Annotated in this window: 12 protein-coding genes and 1 pseudogene; 9 read left to right on the top strand and 4 right to left on the bottom strand. The window is 35.6% G+C overall.

Annotated elements, in window-relative coordinates:
- Nucleotides 1–78 precede the first annotated feature (78 nt).
- Nucleotides 79–1032, top strand: a complete 954-nt coding sequence (locus VI621_RS10685) for a MoxR family ATPase (RefSeq protein WP_324218377.1) — start codon at nucleotides 79–81, stop codon at nucleotides 1030–1032.
- Nucleotides 1033–1540: 508 nt separating this feature from the next.
- Nucleotides 1541–3805 carry an aconitate hydratase gene (locus tag VI621_RS10680; protein WP_324218376.1) on the top strand — a complete coding sequence of 755 codons (2265 nt, stop codon included), beginning with the start codon at nucleotides 1541–1543 and terminating at the stop codon, nucleotides 3803–3805.
- Nucleotides 3806–3900: 95 nt separating this feature from the next.
- On the opposite strand, the gene VI621_RS10675 is transcribed toward VI621_RS10680, so the two are convergent.
- A complete protein-coding gene (locus tag VI621_RS10675) occupies nucleotides 3901–4485 on the bottom strand; it encodes a hypothetical protein (RefSeq protein WP_324218375.1) in 585 nt (194 codons plus the stop codon).
- A 765-nt stretch (nucleotides 4486–5250) separates the two neighbouring features.
- Here VI621_RS10675 and VI621_RS10670 point away from each other — a divergent pair.
- Together VI621_RS10670 and VI621_RS10665 are read left to right on the top strand one after the other, a co-directional pair.
- Complete coding sequence (locus VI621_RS10670; protein WP_324218374.1) at nucleotides 5251–6498, top strand: NlpC/P60 family protein; 1248 nt, start codon at nucleotides 5251–5253, stop codon at nucleotides 6496–6498.
- A 349-nt stretch (nucleotides 6499–6847) separates the two neighbouring features.
- A complete protein-coding gene (locus VI621_RS10665) occupies nucleotides 6848–8257 on the top strand; it encodes an APC family permease (RefSeq protein WP_324218373.1) in 1410 nt (469 codons plus the stop codon).
- Between the two features lie 210 nt (nucleotides 8258–8467).
- On the opposite strand, the gene VI621_RS10660 is transcribed toward VI621_RS10665, so the two are convergent.
- The 3 genes from VI621_RS10660 to VI621_RS10650 all read right to left on the bottom strand — a co-directional run bounded on the left by VI621_RS10660 (nucleotide 8468) and on the right by VI621_RS10650 (nucleotide 12295).
- The gene (locus tag VI621_RS10660) at nucleotides 8468–9193 is read right to left on the bottom strand and encodes a hypothetical protein (protein WP_324218372.1); all 726 of its coding nucleotides are present in this window, start codon (nucleotides 9191–9193) and stop codon (nucleotides 8468–8470) included.
- A gap of 99 nt (nucleotides 9194–9292) precedes the next feature.
- Nucleotides 9293–10738 (bottom strand): glyceraldehyde-3-phosphate dehydrogenase, encoded by a 1446-nt coding sequence (locus VI621_RS10655; RefSeq protein WP_324218371.1) that lies wholly within the window; start codon nucleotides 10736–10738, stop codon nucleotides 9293–9295.
- Nucleotides 10739–10894: 156 nt separating this feature from the next.
- Nucleotides 10895–12295, bottom strand: a complete 1401-nt coding sequence (locus VI621_RS10650; protein ID WP_324218370.1) for a trypsin-like peptidase domain-containing protein — start codon at nucleotides 12293–12295, stop codon at nucleotides 10895–10897.
- Nucleotides 12296–12433: 138 nt separating this feature from the next.
- Here VI621_RS10650 and dapF point away from each other — a divergent pair, with 138 nt between their 5' ends.
- The 5 genes and pseudogenes from dapF to VI621_RS10625 all read left to right on the top strand — a co-directional run.
- Entirely contained in the window at nucleotides 12434–13216 is a 783-nt protein-coding gene (gene dapF / locus VI621_RS10645; protein WP_324218369.1) for a diaminopimelate epimerase, read from the top strand.
- Between the two features lie 23 nt (nucleotides 13217–13239).
- Nucleotides 13240–13767, top strand: a complete 528-nt coding sequence (locus tag VI621_RS10640) for a GNAT family protein (RefSeq protein WP_324218368.1) — start codon at nucleotides 13240–13242, stop codon at nucleotides 13765–13767.
- A 16-nt stretch (nucleotides 13768–13783) separates the two neighbouring features.
- Nucleotides 13784–14854, top strand: coding sequence for an endolytic transglycosylase MltG (gene mltG / locus VI621_RS10635; protein WP_324218367.1), 1071 nt, complete (start codon nucleotides 13784–13786; stop codon nucleotides 14852–14854).
- Nucleotides 14855–14856: 2 nt separating this feature from the next.
- On the top strand, nucleotides 14857–15777 hold the full coding sequence (locus tag VI621_RS10630; protein WP_324218366.1) for a DUF2279 domain-containing protein: 921 nt from the start codon (nucleotides 14857–14859) through the stop codon (nucleotides 15775–15777).
- 197 nt (nucleotides 15778–15974) lie between these two features.
- Nucleotides 15975–16316: pseudogene (locus VI621_RS10625) on the top strand (peptidoglycan-binding protein LysM); the annotation flags it as partial.

Genomic DNA, 16316 nt, shown 5'->3' with positions numbered 1-16316 from the left:
TTTTATTAAATAAATAAAAAGAGTTAGTTTTATGAATTCATAGAGCTAACTCTTTTTTAATTTAAAATATATCAGAAAATGTCAGATGTAGCTGCAATTCAGAATCTAGTTCAGAAACGACACGAACTCAAACGTGAAATCGCTAAAATCATTGTAGGTCAGGATGAAGTCGTGGACCAAATTCTGCTAAGCATCTTTTCAGGCGGACATGCCCTTCTTGTTGGTGTTCCCGGCTTGGCCAAAACCTTAATGGTGAATACTATCGCGCAAGCGTTGGGATTGGATTTCAAACGTATTCAGTTTACACCGGATTTAATGCCTTCTGATATTTTAGGAAGTGAAATTCTTGATGAAAACCGCCAGTTCAAATTTATAAAAGGACCCATATTTTCAAATATTATTTTGGCCGATGAGATTAATAGAACGCCACCTAAAACACAAGCGGCTTTATTAGAAGCCATGCAGGAACGAGCAGTGACTATTGCAGGACATAATTATAAATTGTCGTTGCCTTATTTTGTTTTGGCAACCCAAAATCCAATTGAGCAGGAAGGGACATATCCTTTGCCGGAAGCACAATTAGATCGTTTTATGTTTTCTATAAAACTGGATTATCCCTCTTTCGCGGAAGAAGTTCAGGTCGTGAAAAGCACCACTTCTGATGCCAGTCAAACTATTAATCCATTGTTTTCTGCGCAAGATATTATCGATTTTCAACATTTGATAAGGAGAGTGCCTGTTGCCGATAATGTGATTGAATACGCGGTGACATTAGTCAGTAAAACCCGTCCCGAAAATGAATTATCGAATGATTTTATCAAAAATTATATCGACTGGGGTGCAGGACCAAGAGCGTCTCAAAACCTAATTTTGGCTGCTAAAGCCAATGCGGCTTTCAACGGAAAATTCTCTCCGGATATTGAAGATGTAAAAGCCGTGGCTATAGGGATTCTTAGACATCGGGTTGTGAAAAATTATAAAGCTGATGCAGAAGGAATTTCCATTGAAAAGATTATTACATCCTTATTTTAGTTTATCGATTAAAATATTTTTATTTTCTCTTTGTAAAAACAGAAATAAATTATCAGATGAATAATTAAAGAAAATGAAAGATATCCAAAGGATTTTTGGGTTAGATGTCATGCGTGCAACTGCGATTCTTATGGTTTTGTGTTCGCATTTTCTTTGAATTTATTTGCTTTTAGTTATTTAACAATAACTTTTTTTCTGAGTTTTTTGCTTTATAAATTCTTTGAAAAGCCAATTATGGACTACCGCGACAGACAAAAAAACTATTGAATCAGCAATTTACCACCCTCTTTTTTCAGAAATTAGTAATATAACTTTTTATAATTCCGAATTCTTAAATAATACCTAGGAAAATGATGTTTCTTTGAAGTATATTCATTAAAATAGAATGTTTATAAATATTAATTCTTTGAAAATACCCAAACACTAAAAATTTTTAAATCTCATTAAGATTGTTTAAATTTGTGCCACTTAACAAAACAAACCAGTAATAATATAATTCATTCACAATATGGCTTTTGATATAGAAATGATTAAAAAAGTGTACGATAACATGCCCGCCCGTGTAGATAAAGCGCGTGAATTGGTTGGTCGTCCATTGACATTAACAGAGAAAATTTTATATACGCATCTTTGGGAAGGGACTCCTTCTCAATCTTTTCAAAAAGGTATTGATTATGTTGACTTCGCCCCAGATAGAGTGGCCTGTCAGGATGCAACTGCACAAATGGCATTATTGCAATTTATGCACGCTGGGAAAAGCAAAGTTGCGGTTCCGACAACTGTACACTGTGATCACTTAATCCAAGCGAAAGTTGATGCGAAAACCGATTTGGCTCGTGCAAAATCTCAAAGCAGTGAAGTTTTTGATTTCCTATCCTCAGTTTCTAATAAATATGGAATTGGTTTCTGGAAACCGGGAGCAGGGATTATTCACCAAGTAGTCTTAGAAAATTATGCATTCCCAGGCGGAATGATGATTGGAACAGACTCACATACCGTAAATGCAGGTGGTTTAGGGATGTTGGCAATCGGAGTTGGTGGTGCAGATGCAGTAGATGTAATGTCAGGAATGGCATGGGAATTAAAATTCCCAAGATTAATCGGAGTAAAATTAACAGGTAAACTTTCAGGTTGGTCGGCTCCAAAAGACGTTATCTTGAAAGTAGCAGGTATCCTTACCGTAAAAGGCGGAACTGGCGCTATCGTAGAATATTTTGGAGAAGGTGCTACTTCAATGTCTTGTACCGGTAAAGGGACAATTTGTAATATGGGTGCCGAAATTGGCGCAACTACTTCTACTTTTGGTTACGATGATTCGATGAGCCGTTATTTGCGTTCTACAAACCGTGCCGATGTTGCGGATGCTGCCGATAAAGTGGCGAAATACTTAACAGGTGATGCTGAGGTTTATGCCAATCCAGAACAATATTTTGATCAGGTGATCGAAATTAATTTATCTGAATTGGAACCACATATAAATGGTCCTTTTACACCAGATTTGGCTACGCCAATTTCTAAACTTAAAGAAGTGGCTATAAAAAACAACTGGCCTTTGAATATCCAGTATGGTTTAATAGGTTCTTGTACGAACTCTTCTTACGAAGATATTTCCCGTGCGGCTTCCTTGGCTAAACAAGTTTTAGACAAAAAATTAAAAATAAAATCAAAATTTACCATCACTCCGGGTTCTGAAGTGGTTCGTTATACAATCGAGCGTGACGGATTTATCGATACTTTCGAAAAAATTGGAGCCACGGTATTCGCAAATGCTTGCGGACCATGCATCGGAATGTGGGATAGAGAAGGAGCAGAGAAAGAAGAAAAAAATACGATTGTGCACTCGTTCAACCGTAACTTCTCGAAACGTGCCGATGGTAACCCAAATACATTAGCTTTCGTTGGTTCGCCAGAATTGGTAACCGCTTTAGCGATTGCAGGAGATTTAGGTTTCAATCCATTGACTGATAAATTAATCAATGAAGACGGTGAAGAAGTAATGTTGGACGCGCCGACAGGAAATGAATTGCCTCCAAAAGGATTTGACGCAGAAGACCCAGGTTTTCAAGCACCGGCAGCTGATGGTTCAGGTGTTGTTGTAGCAGTAAGCGAAACATCAGAAAGATTACAACTTTTAGCGCCTTTCTCTCCTTGGGACGGAAAAAATATTACAGGAGCCAAATTGTTAATCAAAGCTTTCGGAAAATGTACCACCGACCATATTTCTATGGCCGGACCTTGGTTGCGTTTCCGTGGACATTTGGATAACATTTCTAACAATATGTTGATCGGTGCCGTAAATGCATTCAACCAAAGAACCAACAATGTTAAAAACCAATTGACAGGTGAATATGCAGAAGTTCCTGCTGTGGCACGTGCTTATAAAGCAGCCGGAGTTCCAACTATTGTTGTAGGCGATCACAATTACGGTGAAGGTTCTTCTCGTGAACACGCGGCTATGGAACCTCGTTTCCTTGGTGTAAAAGCGGTTTTGGTAAAATCATTCGCTCGTATTCACGAAACGAATTTAAAAAAACAAGGAATGTTGGGATTGACTTTTGCTCACGAAGCTGATTACGATAAAATCCAGGAAGATGATACCATCAATTTCTTAGATTTGACCTCATTTGCTCCTGCAAAACCATTAACTCTGGAATTCGTTCACGCAGACGGAACAAAAGATATTATTTTAGCAAACCATACCTACAACGAAGGCCAAATTGGCTGGTTTATTGCGGGTTCTGCTTTAAACTTGATTGCGGCTGGAAAAGCATAATTTTAAGGTTAGAATTTTAATAAAAAAACGCTCTGTGAAAACAGAGCGTTTTTTTTATTTCTAGCGAAAAGTTTGTTTTTATTTAATTCTATTTTTTATACTTTGATGTAGCCCCAGTTTTCGCCTTTTTGAATTCTTATTATTTGGGTTTCACTCACGCCAAATTGTTTGGCAATCATTTTTAATCTTGTTTTTCGATCCGGATTTTGAAGCATTTTTTTTATCAGAATGACTTTGGTAATCGTCAGCTTTGTTCCATCGGATTTACGATTGTGTTCTATTAAATTTTTTTTGGCCTGAATTACATGGGGACTTTTTTTGCCATGGGCAATCATTTCTTCCCTAGTGGCCCATTTTAGGTTCCTTACATCATCATTGTCTCTGTTGTAGTCCAAATGCAAAACATAGGTTTGATCTTCGGAAGTTTTTGTTATAAAATATTCTGCAACGAGTTTAAAAATAAAAAAACGTTTGTTTACTCTTTTGCCTTCTTGGGAAATTTTATATCCAAATGTTTTGTACCCATCGACCATACCTCCTTTTAATAATCTTCCGGTCTTCATGTCGTCCTTAAAACTAATCAGTCTTGCTTTGTTAGAAATAGCATAACGTAATTTAAGGGACTTATCGACTTCGATTTCTCTAAATTCTTCGTTAGGATAAATTCTGATTGTATTCATATGATATTCTCATTTTTAAAAAACAAATATAATGAATAATAATTCCGATTGTATGCCTTGTAAAGGTCTGGTTAACTTATTTATAGCGCTTTTACTACAGATAAAAAGATTATTATCTTTTTTGACTTTTTGTATGTAAGATTTTAGTTTCAAATACAAAGATGACCCGTTTTAATATCATAAAACAGATTTTGGGGTATTAGCTAACTATCTTTTCTTTATTTTCTTAAATTTTATAAAATAAGAATTTATTTTGTGTATCAGATTTCAAAAAACGTATTTTTATTGTCGATATATTTCAATACTATCAGTGTTGGAGTTCATTTGTTTTTTTAAAGAAAGTGGTTTTTGGAATTTTTATTAATTTGCGAAAATTGTTACTAAAACAGAACACCTGCAAATCTGTTAAAATGTTAAAGTCTTGTTTTGTAAGCATTTTAACAAAAAATGCTGGATGAAAAGTTGTGTCGTTTGTTTTTAAAACCTAAATTAGCTTTTTCGAATATCCATAAAATTTTTATAAAGTGAGGCGTTGGAGTGGTTCTGATAAACATTTCCGCGATATTAATTCTTAGCTGTCAGTTGACAGATTGTAATATTAAGGAATACCCAACAACTTTTGTAAATCCCATTTTAAATATAAAATTAAAGTTAGAATCACCATTCTTAACTATGATATTGTTCAGAAAAAAACATGATAGAGATTTAATAATTATATCCCAAGCAATTTTAAAAAATTAAAATGGGATAAATAATTTGAAAAATATGATAAAAAGATTTGCATTAATTGCCGCATTGGTTTTTTTTACCAGCATTAACGTTTTCTCCCAGGAAAAACATACCAAGCATACCATTGTTAAAGGAGAAACCATTACAAAAATAGCTCAGGATTATAACGTGAAACCGGAAGACATTTATAAACTAAATCCAAATGCCAAAAAACTTTTAAAACTCAATTCCATATTATTAATTCCTACTGTTCAGTCAAAAAAAATAAATAAGGTTGTCCAAACAAAAACGCCAGTACCAGCAACAAATTCTCCCGCAATAGTTCACGAAATACTTCCAAAAGAAACCCTTTATGGTATATCCAGACAATACGGGATTACGATTAAGGAATTAAATGAAGCTAATCCAGCATTAGGATCTAATGCATTGAAAATTGGTCAAAAAATCAACATTCCCGGAAATGCTTCGGCAACTACTGAAAAAGCAGTGGTAATTCAACCCAAAAAAGAGTTGCCAGTAATTGAGACCGCTGTAGTAGTTCAACCAAAAAAAGAATTGCCAATCATTGAGACAGCAGTGATAACTCAGCCCAAAAAAGTTACTCCAACTGCAGAAATTCCAGTTATGACGGAACAAAACACAACCGTCAATACAATAAGTAAAGCAATCGTTCACGAAGTATTGCCAAAAGAAACCAAATATTCTTTAGCCAAACGTTACGGAATCACAGTAGCCGAATTGGAAAAACAAAATCCAGAAGTTAAAAAAACACTTCCGGTAGGTTTCAAATTGAATATCAACAATCCAAATCTTACTAATGAAGTTGTTGCAACTGTAAATAACGACACGAAATCAGAAAATAAGGAGATAAATTTTCCGGAGAAAACATTTTTCAATAGCGATATGGTGGACCAATTAATTAGAAATGCTTCAGAGAACATTGGCACCAGATACCATACCGGCGGTACTTCAAAAGCAGGATTTGACTGTTCGGGTTTGATGTGCAACACTTTCGGAGCTTTCGACATTAAGTTACCAAGAACTTCTTTCGAACAATCCAGTTACGGCACCAAGATTAACACCGAAGAAGCCAAAAAAGGAGATTTGATTTTCTTTAAAACCAACGGTCGAGGCCAAATTAACCATGTGGGAATGGTGGTGGAAGTGGTAGAGGGAGAAATAAAATTTATTCATGCCTCTGTGCAGCGGGGAGTAATTATATCTTCAACAAAAGAAAATTATTACAAGAAAAACTTTATTCAAGTCAATAGAATCGTATTGTAATTTATCAGACGATACATTTTTCATAACATAAACTCTCTAGGCAACTTGGGAGTTTTTTTGTTAAATCTAAAATTTCCAGCAGCTATTCCCGCTGTCCGTTACAAGCTTTTTCGTTCCATTGCTTTTTTCCAAAACAAAAAAGGAGCTTCTATGGTCGCTCTTTTTTGTCAGGAAAAAATGCAATGCACCTTCAAAAGGCTTTCCACTCCCATCAGGGCTAAGCCAACCCTATTATTTTACAATAAAATTAATGACAGTGAGTAATCTTATTTATTTACTTTCTACTTTTTGATTCCATTTTCCTAAAATTCCAAAAAAAGTATATCTTTAGCCAACCAAAACCAAAAACATGCAAGAAAATAACCAGGAAGATTTTAAAAGAGAACTCGGATTACTCGACGGAACCATGCTCGTTGTGGGTTCCATGATAGGTTCCGGAATATTTATAGTAAGTGCCGACATCACACGTCAAGTGGGTTCCGCGGGCTGGCTAACCTTAATCTGGGTATTAACCGGATTAATCACGGTTATCGCCGCCGTGAGTTATGGCGAATTAAGCGCCATGTTCCCAAAAGCGGGCGGACAATACGTGTATCTAAAAGAAGCCTACGGAAAACTAACCGGTTTTTTATACGGCTGGAGTTTCTTTGCCGTGATACAAACCGGAACCATTGCCGCTGTCGGCGTGGCTTTCTCTAAATTTGCGGCCTATTTATACGAACCGCTGAGCGATGAAAATATTTTGTTCGAAATCGGATCTTTCAAGCTCAATGCGGCACAAATTGTTTCGATCATTACCATTGTTTTACTGACTTACATCAACAGTCGCGGGGTGAAAAATAGTAAAATCATGCAAACGGTTTTAACGATTATCAAAATCCTGTCGCTTTTAGGATTAATCGTTTTCGGATTTATATTGGCTGCAAAAGCTGAGGTCTGGAATGCCAACTGGGCCGATGCCTGGAGCACCAGATCGTTTAATGTAGCAAGTGGTTCATGGCTTCCCATCAGCGGAACGGCTTTGATAACCGGAATTTCTGCCGCGATGGTGGGTTCTTTGTTTTCGAGTGATGCCTGGAATGGCGTGACTTTTATAGCTGGAGAAATTAAAAACCCGAAACGCAACGTAGGATTGAGCTTGTTTCTAGGAACCTTAATTGTAAGTGTGATTTATGTTTTGGCCAATTTAATGTACTTAGCCGTAATTCCGTTGGACGAAATTGCCACCGCAAAATCCGATAGGGTAGCGGTCGTGGCTTCGCAATATATTTTTGGAGACATCGGAACATTAATTATCGCCCTGATGATTATGATTTCGACATTCGCCTGTAATAACGGATTGATTATGGCGGGAGCCAGAGTTTATTATACTATGGCAAAAGACGGATTGTTTTTCAAAAAAGCAGCCATTCTGAATGATGCCAGTGTTCCGGCCTGGGCTTTGTGGGCACAGTGTATTTGGGCTTCGGCTTTGTGTCTGACTGGGAAATATGGTGATTTACTTGATTTCGTAATTATCATTGTATTGATATTTTACATTCTGACCATTTATGGTATTTTTATCCTTCGCAAGAAAAGACCGGATTTAGAAAGACCTTATAAAGCGTTTGGATATCCGTTTTTACCGTTTCTGTATATTATTGTGGCCAGCGCCCTTTCTATAGCTTTATTGATTACCAAAACCAGTACGTGCGGTTGGGGTGTTTTGATTATGCTTATCGGAATTCCGGTATATTATATGACCAAACCGAAAGAGTAATTGAGTTATGAATTGGATTTTAGTTCAAGGAATAGTTTTGGAATTACAAATGCCCTAGCCCTGATGGGAGTGGTATCCTTTTGCTGCTTTCTTTAAGCAGCAAAAGATTTAACGGACAGCAGGAATAGCTTCCAATAAAAAAATCCGTTTCAAATAAATGAAACGGATTTTTTATTTAATAGCATCAATTTAGAACCACATTATATTGAATTATTCATATGTTACAGAAATCAAATTGGTAGTTCCTAAAGATGTTATAACCTTTGTAATACCGTAGTCACAGTTTGTAAATGGGTGTATAGGAGAAATGTGTTTGTCGAGGTTTGGGTCAACAATAATAGCATTGGTATAAACCATATCCTTGGTTTTATATTCATAGGTCCCAACATTTTCCATGTCTTCAATCCATTTTACAGCACTTTCCTTATAGGTGACAACATTGCTATAAGATATTACCTTGTGTTTTCCATCTTTAAAAATAATAAGGGTCCGAAAACTTTCAATTTCCTCACAGTTATAACCAAAATAATTAGTGAATATGTCTTTTGTTTGTTGATCACTACAGAAATAAGCCTTAGAGATAGCTTTTTTGCTCTTTACTTTATATACCATTTCGGTTCGAACATTGGTATGATATAAGATGCTTCTCAAATGTCCAATTTCATCAACGGTGAGGTTTTTATAAGGAATAAAACCAATAGTTTTGGTACTATCAGTTGTAGACTGTAATTTCCTGAATTTCTTATTTGGTATATCAATTTTTAATTGAATGGTATCGCCATAGATACCTTTCTCATCAAAATCATAATTGACTTTACTTTGATAAACAAATTTAATCTTTGTATACTCCTTGGGTTTTTCCTGAATCTGGCCAAAGCTAAAAAAGTTAAAAAGTACAATTAAAATTGAAGTATATAAAAAGTCTATGTGTTTCATGAAAATTTCTTTTATTTATAAAAAAATCCGCTCCGGTTTATCGGAACGGATTTTCTGTTTTTATAAATTCTAATATTTTAAATCTAAATTCAAAATCTGCTAGTAGTAAGTAAAACGTCTTACTTTAGCAATATATTTTGCCAAACGAATTACCTGGTGACTGTAACCGTATTCGTTATCATACCAAATGTACAACACGATATTTTTTCCGTCAGCCGAAACAATCGTAGCGTTACTGTCATAAATCGATGGAGCAGAAGTTCCAACAATATCAGAAGAAACCAACTCGTTATTTAATGAATATTTGATTTGCTCTACCAATTCCCCTTCCAATGCATATCTTTTCATGATTGCATTAATTTCAGGAATAGAGGTTTGTTTGTTCACTTCTAAATTCAAAACTACCAATGAACCGTTTGGAACCGGAACACGAATAGCATTTGAGGTTAATTTTCCTGATAAACTTGGTAATGCTTTAGCAACAGCACTTCCGGCGCCAGTTTCTGTAATTACCATGTTTAAGGCTGCAGCTCTACCACGACGGTATTTTTTGTGCATGTTATCCACTAAATTCTGGTCATTGGTATAGGCGTGAATCGTTTCTAAATGTCCTTTTACAACACCTAATGTATCTTCCACAGCTTTTAAAATCGGCGTAATTGCATTGGTTGTACAAGAAGCTGCAGAGAAAATGTGCACTTCGTCAGGATTGTATTCGTTGTGGTTTACCCCGTGAACGATATTTGGAACTCCTTTTCCCGGAGCGGTCAATAAAACTTTATCGGCTCCTTTTGAAGTCAAATGTCTTTTTAATGCTTCTTCTGTTGTGAATGCACCTGTGTTATCAATCACTAGCGCCTCATGAATTCCGTATGAAGTATAATCGATTTCTTCCGGACCATTTGCAGTAATCACATGAACGGTTGTTCCGTTGATAATCAACGCATTGTTTTCTAAATCAGCTACAACTGATCCTTGAAAATCACCGTGAATGGAGTCGTAACGTAATAAAGACGCTCTTTTTTCAAGTGTAGTTGCATCGTTTTTATCACGGGTTACAATGGCTCTCAAACGCAATTGATCTCCTTTTCCTGTTTTTGACATTAATTCGCGAGCCAACAAACGTCCGATACGACCAAAACCGTAAAGCACTACGTCTTTAGGTTTGATTTCTTCTATGTTTTTTGCGCCTTTTAATTTATCAATTACAAAAGCTTTCGCGTCGTTGTATTTGTTGTCTTCTAAATGGTATTCGTAAGTTAATTTACCGATATCTAATTTTGATGGCGGTAAATCCAATGATAAAATTTCTCTTGCGATTTCAACAGAATCAAAAATGTTGATTGGTTTTTCGACAAAAGCGCCTGCGTATTCGTGCAGGTTGATGATGTCGCTTACATTTTTATCAATCAACTGATTTCTGAAAAGTACCATTTCAATAGATTTGTCATACCATAAATCACTTATGATTTTGATAAATTCTACGCCGGCTCTTCTTCGATCCGCTTGAAATGAAAGTTCTTTTTCGTATAAAGTGTTGTCCATTTGTATTAAATTATAAATAGTTAGTGTTGTTATTTTTAATTTGGTGCAAAAGTAGAGATTTCAAACGTTTTCGTAAAGTGTTTTTGGTTATAATTTTCATAAAAAAAGCCATTTCGTTATGGAAATGGCTTTTCTTTAAAAAAATATAGGGGTAGGTTACAGTATGAATCGGATAACCTGACCGTTTTTAGTAATCATTTCTATCTGAGCACTTTCGTTGCTTTGTTTACTCGAAAGAATTCTTGTGACTGTTTCAACATCTAGAGCTTTGGCATTGTCAATACTCAAAATAATTCCTCCCATTAAGTCATTGGCATAAGCATTCAGTTTTTCATTGTTGAGGTCTTTGATTTTTACACCAAAATCAATTTTATATTTCTTTTTATCGGCAGCATCAATATCCTGAAGCTGTAATCCGTTATATTCATAGGATACAAATTCATTTTTGGTCAAAGTAACGGGAACAATCATCGTTTTTTCATTACGAATAAAAGTCACCTGAATTTTGTCATTGGGTCTTTTGGTATTGATGTAACCGTTTAATTCGGCATAAGAAGAGATGTTTTGATTGTCTAATTTAATAACGATATCACCTTTTGTCAAACCTGCTTTCTCAGCACCGGAGTTTTTGGTTACCTTGTTCACATAAAAACCTTCTGTTTGGGTTATGCCCAATTCTTTGGAAGCATTGTTGTTTAATTCCCCGCCTTCAATTCCAAGGATTCCTCTTTGCACATTGCCAAATTCCATCAAATCCTGAATGATTTTACGGGCAATATTAGAAGGAACGGCAAACGAATACCCTACATAGGAGCCCGTCATCGAAGAAATCATCGTGTTGATTCCAATTAATTCGCCGCGCGTATTTACCAAGGCGCCACCACTGTTTCCGGGATTTACAGCAGCATCAGTTTGTATAAAAGATTGAATTCCCTTGGTATCCAAATTTCTGGCTTTCGCCGAAATGATTCCCGCAGTAACTGTCGAAGTCAGGTTGTATGGGTTTCCAACAGCCAATACCCATTCGCCAACTTTTACGTTATCTGAATCGGCAAAAGTGGTATAAGGTAATTTTACTTCAGCATCGATTTTAAGTAAAGCAATATCCATCTTGGAATCGGTTCCCACTAATTTCGCTTTATAGGATTTTTTGTTATTCAGTGTAATTTCAATTTCAGAGGCGTCTTTTACCACGTGGTTGTTGGTCACAATATAGCCGTCCTCCGAAATGATAACCCCTGAGCCTGTTCCGATTTGTTCTTGTTGTTGTCCTCCTTTATAGCCATAAAAATATTCTAGAATTGGATTAGAAACGGTTCTGTAAGAAACATTTTTTACGTGGACAACCGTGTGAACTGCTTTCTCGGCAGCATCAGTAAAATCGACGGCTTCAGAAGACAAGCCAACGGTTCTTCCCTGATTTTCCAGAGCAAGTGATACTATTGATTTATTGTCATTTGAAAAAAATCCGTCACTGTCAAATAATAACTTGTAGGCTCCAAGAGTCATGGCTCCACTTAGCATTGATACTAAAAATAGGCTTGAAAATCTTTTCATGGTGTTTAAATTATTTTTTTGAGTTCTTAATGAGTAAAGTTAAAAAAGTTTTATTTCTATAAAATGAGTTTAACGCTCGTTTAACAATGATTAACTTTTCATTAATATTTGTACTTTTGTTATCACACAAGGACAACAATGGAAATTAATTTTTATAAATACGAGGGAACAGGAAACGATTTCGTGATGATAGACAATCGTCAGGAAACTTTTCCGAAAAACAATATCAAACTGATAGCCCATTTATGCGACCGACGTTTTGGGATTGGCGGTGATGGACTGATTTTATTGGAAAATGATAAAAATACCGATTTCAAAATGGTCTATTACAATTCCGATGGAAACCCAAGTTCCATGTGCGGGAATGGCGGTAGATGTTTGGTGGCTTTCGCCAAAAAATTGCAAATAATTCAAAACGAAACTACTTTTATCGCCACTGATGGTTTGCATTATGCAACCATATCTGATGATGGAACAGTTTCATTACAAATGAAGGATGTCAATACTATTAAGGTAACTCCGGAATATGTTTTTTTAGATACAGGCTCGCCACATCATGTTCAACTTGTGGATGATTTGAAGAATTTAGATATAAAAGAAAAAGGAGCAGCCATTCGTTATGGTGATCTATATGGAAAAGCAGGAAGCAATGTGAATTTTGTAAAGCAAAAAGGAACGGATTCGTTTGCTGTTCGAACTTACGAAAGAGGTGTAGAAGACGAAACCTTATCTTGTGGGACAGGCGCTACTGCGGTTGCCATTGCTATGAAAGTATTAGGAAAAACACAATCGAATTCAATTCATCTGAATGTAGAAGGCGGTGAATTAGAAGTTTCGTTTACTTTTTTGGATGGTAGATTTACCAATGTGTTTCTGAAAGGTCCGGCAACTTTTGTTTTTGAAGGTAAAATTGCAGTTTAAATTATAAAATCTAATAATCTATTTTGATAACATTAAAAGGAGAAAACATTTATCTAAGAGCACTCGAACCCAATGATCTTGAGTTTGTCTATGCTTTAGAAAACGACGAGACGATATGGGAAGTTAGTAATACGCAAACACCATACAGTCGGTTTTTGATTCGTCAGTATCTCGAGAATGCGCATCAGGATATTTATGAAGCCAAACAATTACGTTTGGCGATTTGTAAAGAGGAAGATTTTCCGGCCATCGGATTAATCGATTTATTCGAGTTTGACCCAAAAAATAATCGCGCAGGAATCGGGATCCTTATCGGGAGTAATGAAAATCGTAATCAAGGCATTGGTTCTGAAGCATTAGGATTATTAATTCAATATGCTTTTCATCAGTTAAATTTAAATCAATTATTTGCAAATATTGATGTCGAAAACGAATCGAGTATAAGTCTTTTTACTAAATTTGGCTTTGAAAAAATCGGAGTCAAAAAACAATGGAATTTAGTTGACGGAAAATATAAAGACGAAGCTTTGTTCCAGTTAATCAATCAATAATTTTAAATTATACGTTTTGAAAAGTAAAAAAATAGCATCAATAGTTTCAATAGTAGTTATTCTGGCCTTATTAATTTATGGCTATAAATTGTACAAAGACATATTCTCAGAGAATACTAAATTTACTGAAAGCGAATTTTTTGTTCATATTCCGACCGATGCAACCTATGAAGAGGTAAAAACAATAATCAGCCCATTCATCGAAAATATGGATCGTTTCGAAATGGTTGCCAATAAAAGATCGTATCCGGAGAATGTAAAATCCGGACGATTTTTATTCAAAAAAGGGATGAGCAGTTTTGATTTGGTGAAGACTTTGCGTCAAAATGTTCCTGTAAAATTGGCTTTCAATAATCAGGAACGACTTGAAAACGTTGCCGGAAGAGTCGGTTCTCAAATTGAAGCCGATAGTATTTCTTTGATGAAAACATTCAAAGACTCTACTTTTCTGAAAGAAAACGGATTAACGGAAGATGATGTAATAAGCATCTGTATTCCTAATACATATGAGTTTTATTGGAATACTTCGGCAGAAAAATTCCGTGATAAAATGATAAAAGAGTATCGTAAATTTTGGAACGAAGAGCGAATTGCAAAGGCAGCAAAATTAGGATTAACACCTATTCAGGCAACGACTTTAGCTTCCATCGTTCACAAGGAAACCGTAAAAAAAGACGAAAGACCAAGAGTTGCAAGGGTTTATTTGAACCGATTGAAATTAGAAATGCCGCTTCAGGCAGATCCAACGGTAATTTTTGCCAAGAAAAAGCAATTGGCCAATTTCGATACCATTATAAAAAGAGTGTATTTTAATGATTTAAAAATCAATTCTCCATACAATACCTATGTTTATACCGGATTGCCGCCAGGACCAATTGCTATGCCGGATATTACAGCAATCGAAGCCGTATTAAATCCGGAAGAGAACGATTATCTTTATTTTTGTGCCAGCGTGACTAATTTTGGTTATCATGAATTTGCCACTACATTATCTCAACATGCGGTAAATCGTAAAAAATATGTGGATTGGCTCAATAAGCAAGTTCTGGAAAAACAAACATTAGAGCAACAAGCTTCAGATAAATAGTTTTGAAATGGAATAAACGACTATTTTTAGTACTATTTCTTTTGACTGTTTTGAATGCTGCTTTTGCGCAAAATTCATTAGAAAATTTCCTTAAGCCTTCTGATACTTTAAATATGCAGAGAAGAAATGCTGTTTTGATATCCGAAACCGTGCTTGCCACTGGTACTTTGGTAGGATTGAACCAACTTTGGTATGCCGATTATCCTAAATCTGATTTTCATTTTATAAATGATAATGCCGATTGGAATCAAATGGATAAGTTAGGTCACGTGTTTTCATCGTATCATCTTGGTAGTATTGGGAAAGATGCTTTGCAATGGAGTGGTGAAAGCAGAAAGAATCAGTTGATTTATGGAGCCACCTTAGGATTTGTGTTTCTCTCTGCTGTTGAGGTTTTCGATGGTTATTCTTCGGAATGGGGAGCTTCTATGGGAGATGTTATTGCGAATGCCTCAGGAACGGCTTTGTTTGTCTCTCAGGAATTACTTTGGAACGAACAGCGCATTGTTCCTAAATTTTCGTTTCATACTACGCGTTACGCCTCTCTAAGACCGGAAGTTCTCGGAAGTTCATTGAACGAGCAAATTCTAAAAGACTATAATGGCCAAACGTATTGGTTGTCTGCAAATATGGCTTCTTTTTTTAAAGCTTCTAAAATTCCAAAATGGCTTAACGTGGCGGTTGGATATGGAGCCGAAGGAATGATAAACGGACATGAGGAATCTGCAAATAATCCATCTATACCAAACCCCAAAAGATTCCGACAGTATTATTTGAGTCTGGATGTCGATTTGACAAGAATCGAGACGAAATCCCATCTTTTGAAAACTGTTTTTTCTATTTTTAACAATGTAAAACTACCCGCACCTACTGTTGAATTTACGCAGTACAACCAGTTAAAGTGGCACTTCGTCTATTTTTAGAAAACTTTAACACCGTGATTTTCAGGCTTGTTTTATTTGCCGTATCTTTGCAACGTAGAAATTTCTTAACAATTGGACTATTATTTATTTAAAATATTTGAATAATTAGTTTGGTTTTGATGTTGATTTAGAGGTTCAAACTAATGAGAATTAGTGTCTTGTAAATCGCGAAACATCGTTAAGAAGAAAAACAAATTATGTTAATAAAATGGTTTTTTTACGCTTCTTTGATAAGCGTTGTAGCACTTCTTAGTTCAGGTTTTAAGCCTTTAAAATCTGAAAATTACGATTGGTTTCATGTAGATGTTAATGATGATACCAATTATCTGTTTCCCTCCCAAAAACAAAATGATTACAAAAGTTTAAATATTCCTTTTACAGGAAGGTTTTTTATTGGCTTTAAAGAAGCAGTTGCTTACAGAGAGTCGGAAGGAAAGTACAAAAAGATTAACTCACTGGGTTATATGGGAAAATACCAATTTGGTAAAGAAACCTTGAAAACCGTAGGAATCCACGACAGTTTAGCGTTTTTAAACAGC

The sequence above is a fragment of the Flavobacterium sp. genome (assembly GCF_035292545.1).
GTDB lineage: Bacteria > Bacteroidota > Bacteroidia > Flavobacteriales > Flavobacteriaceae > Flavobacterium.
This window is presented reverse-complemented; position numbering and strand designations above follow the sequence as displayed.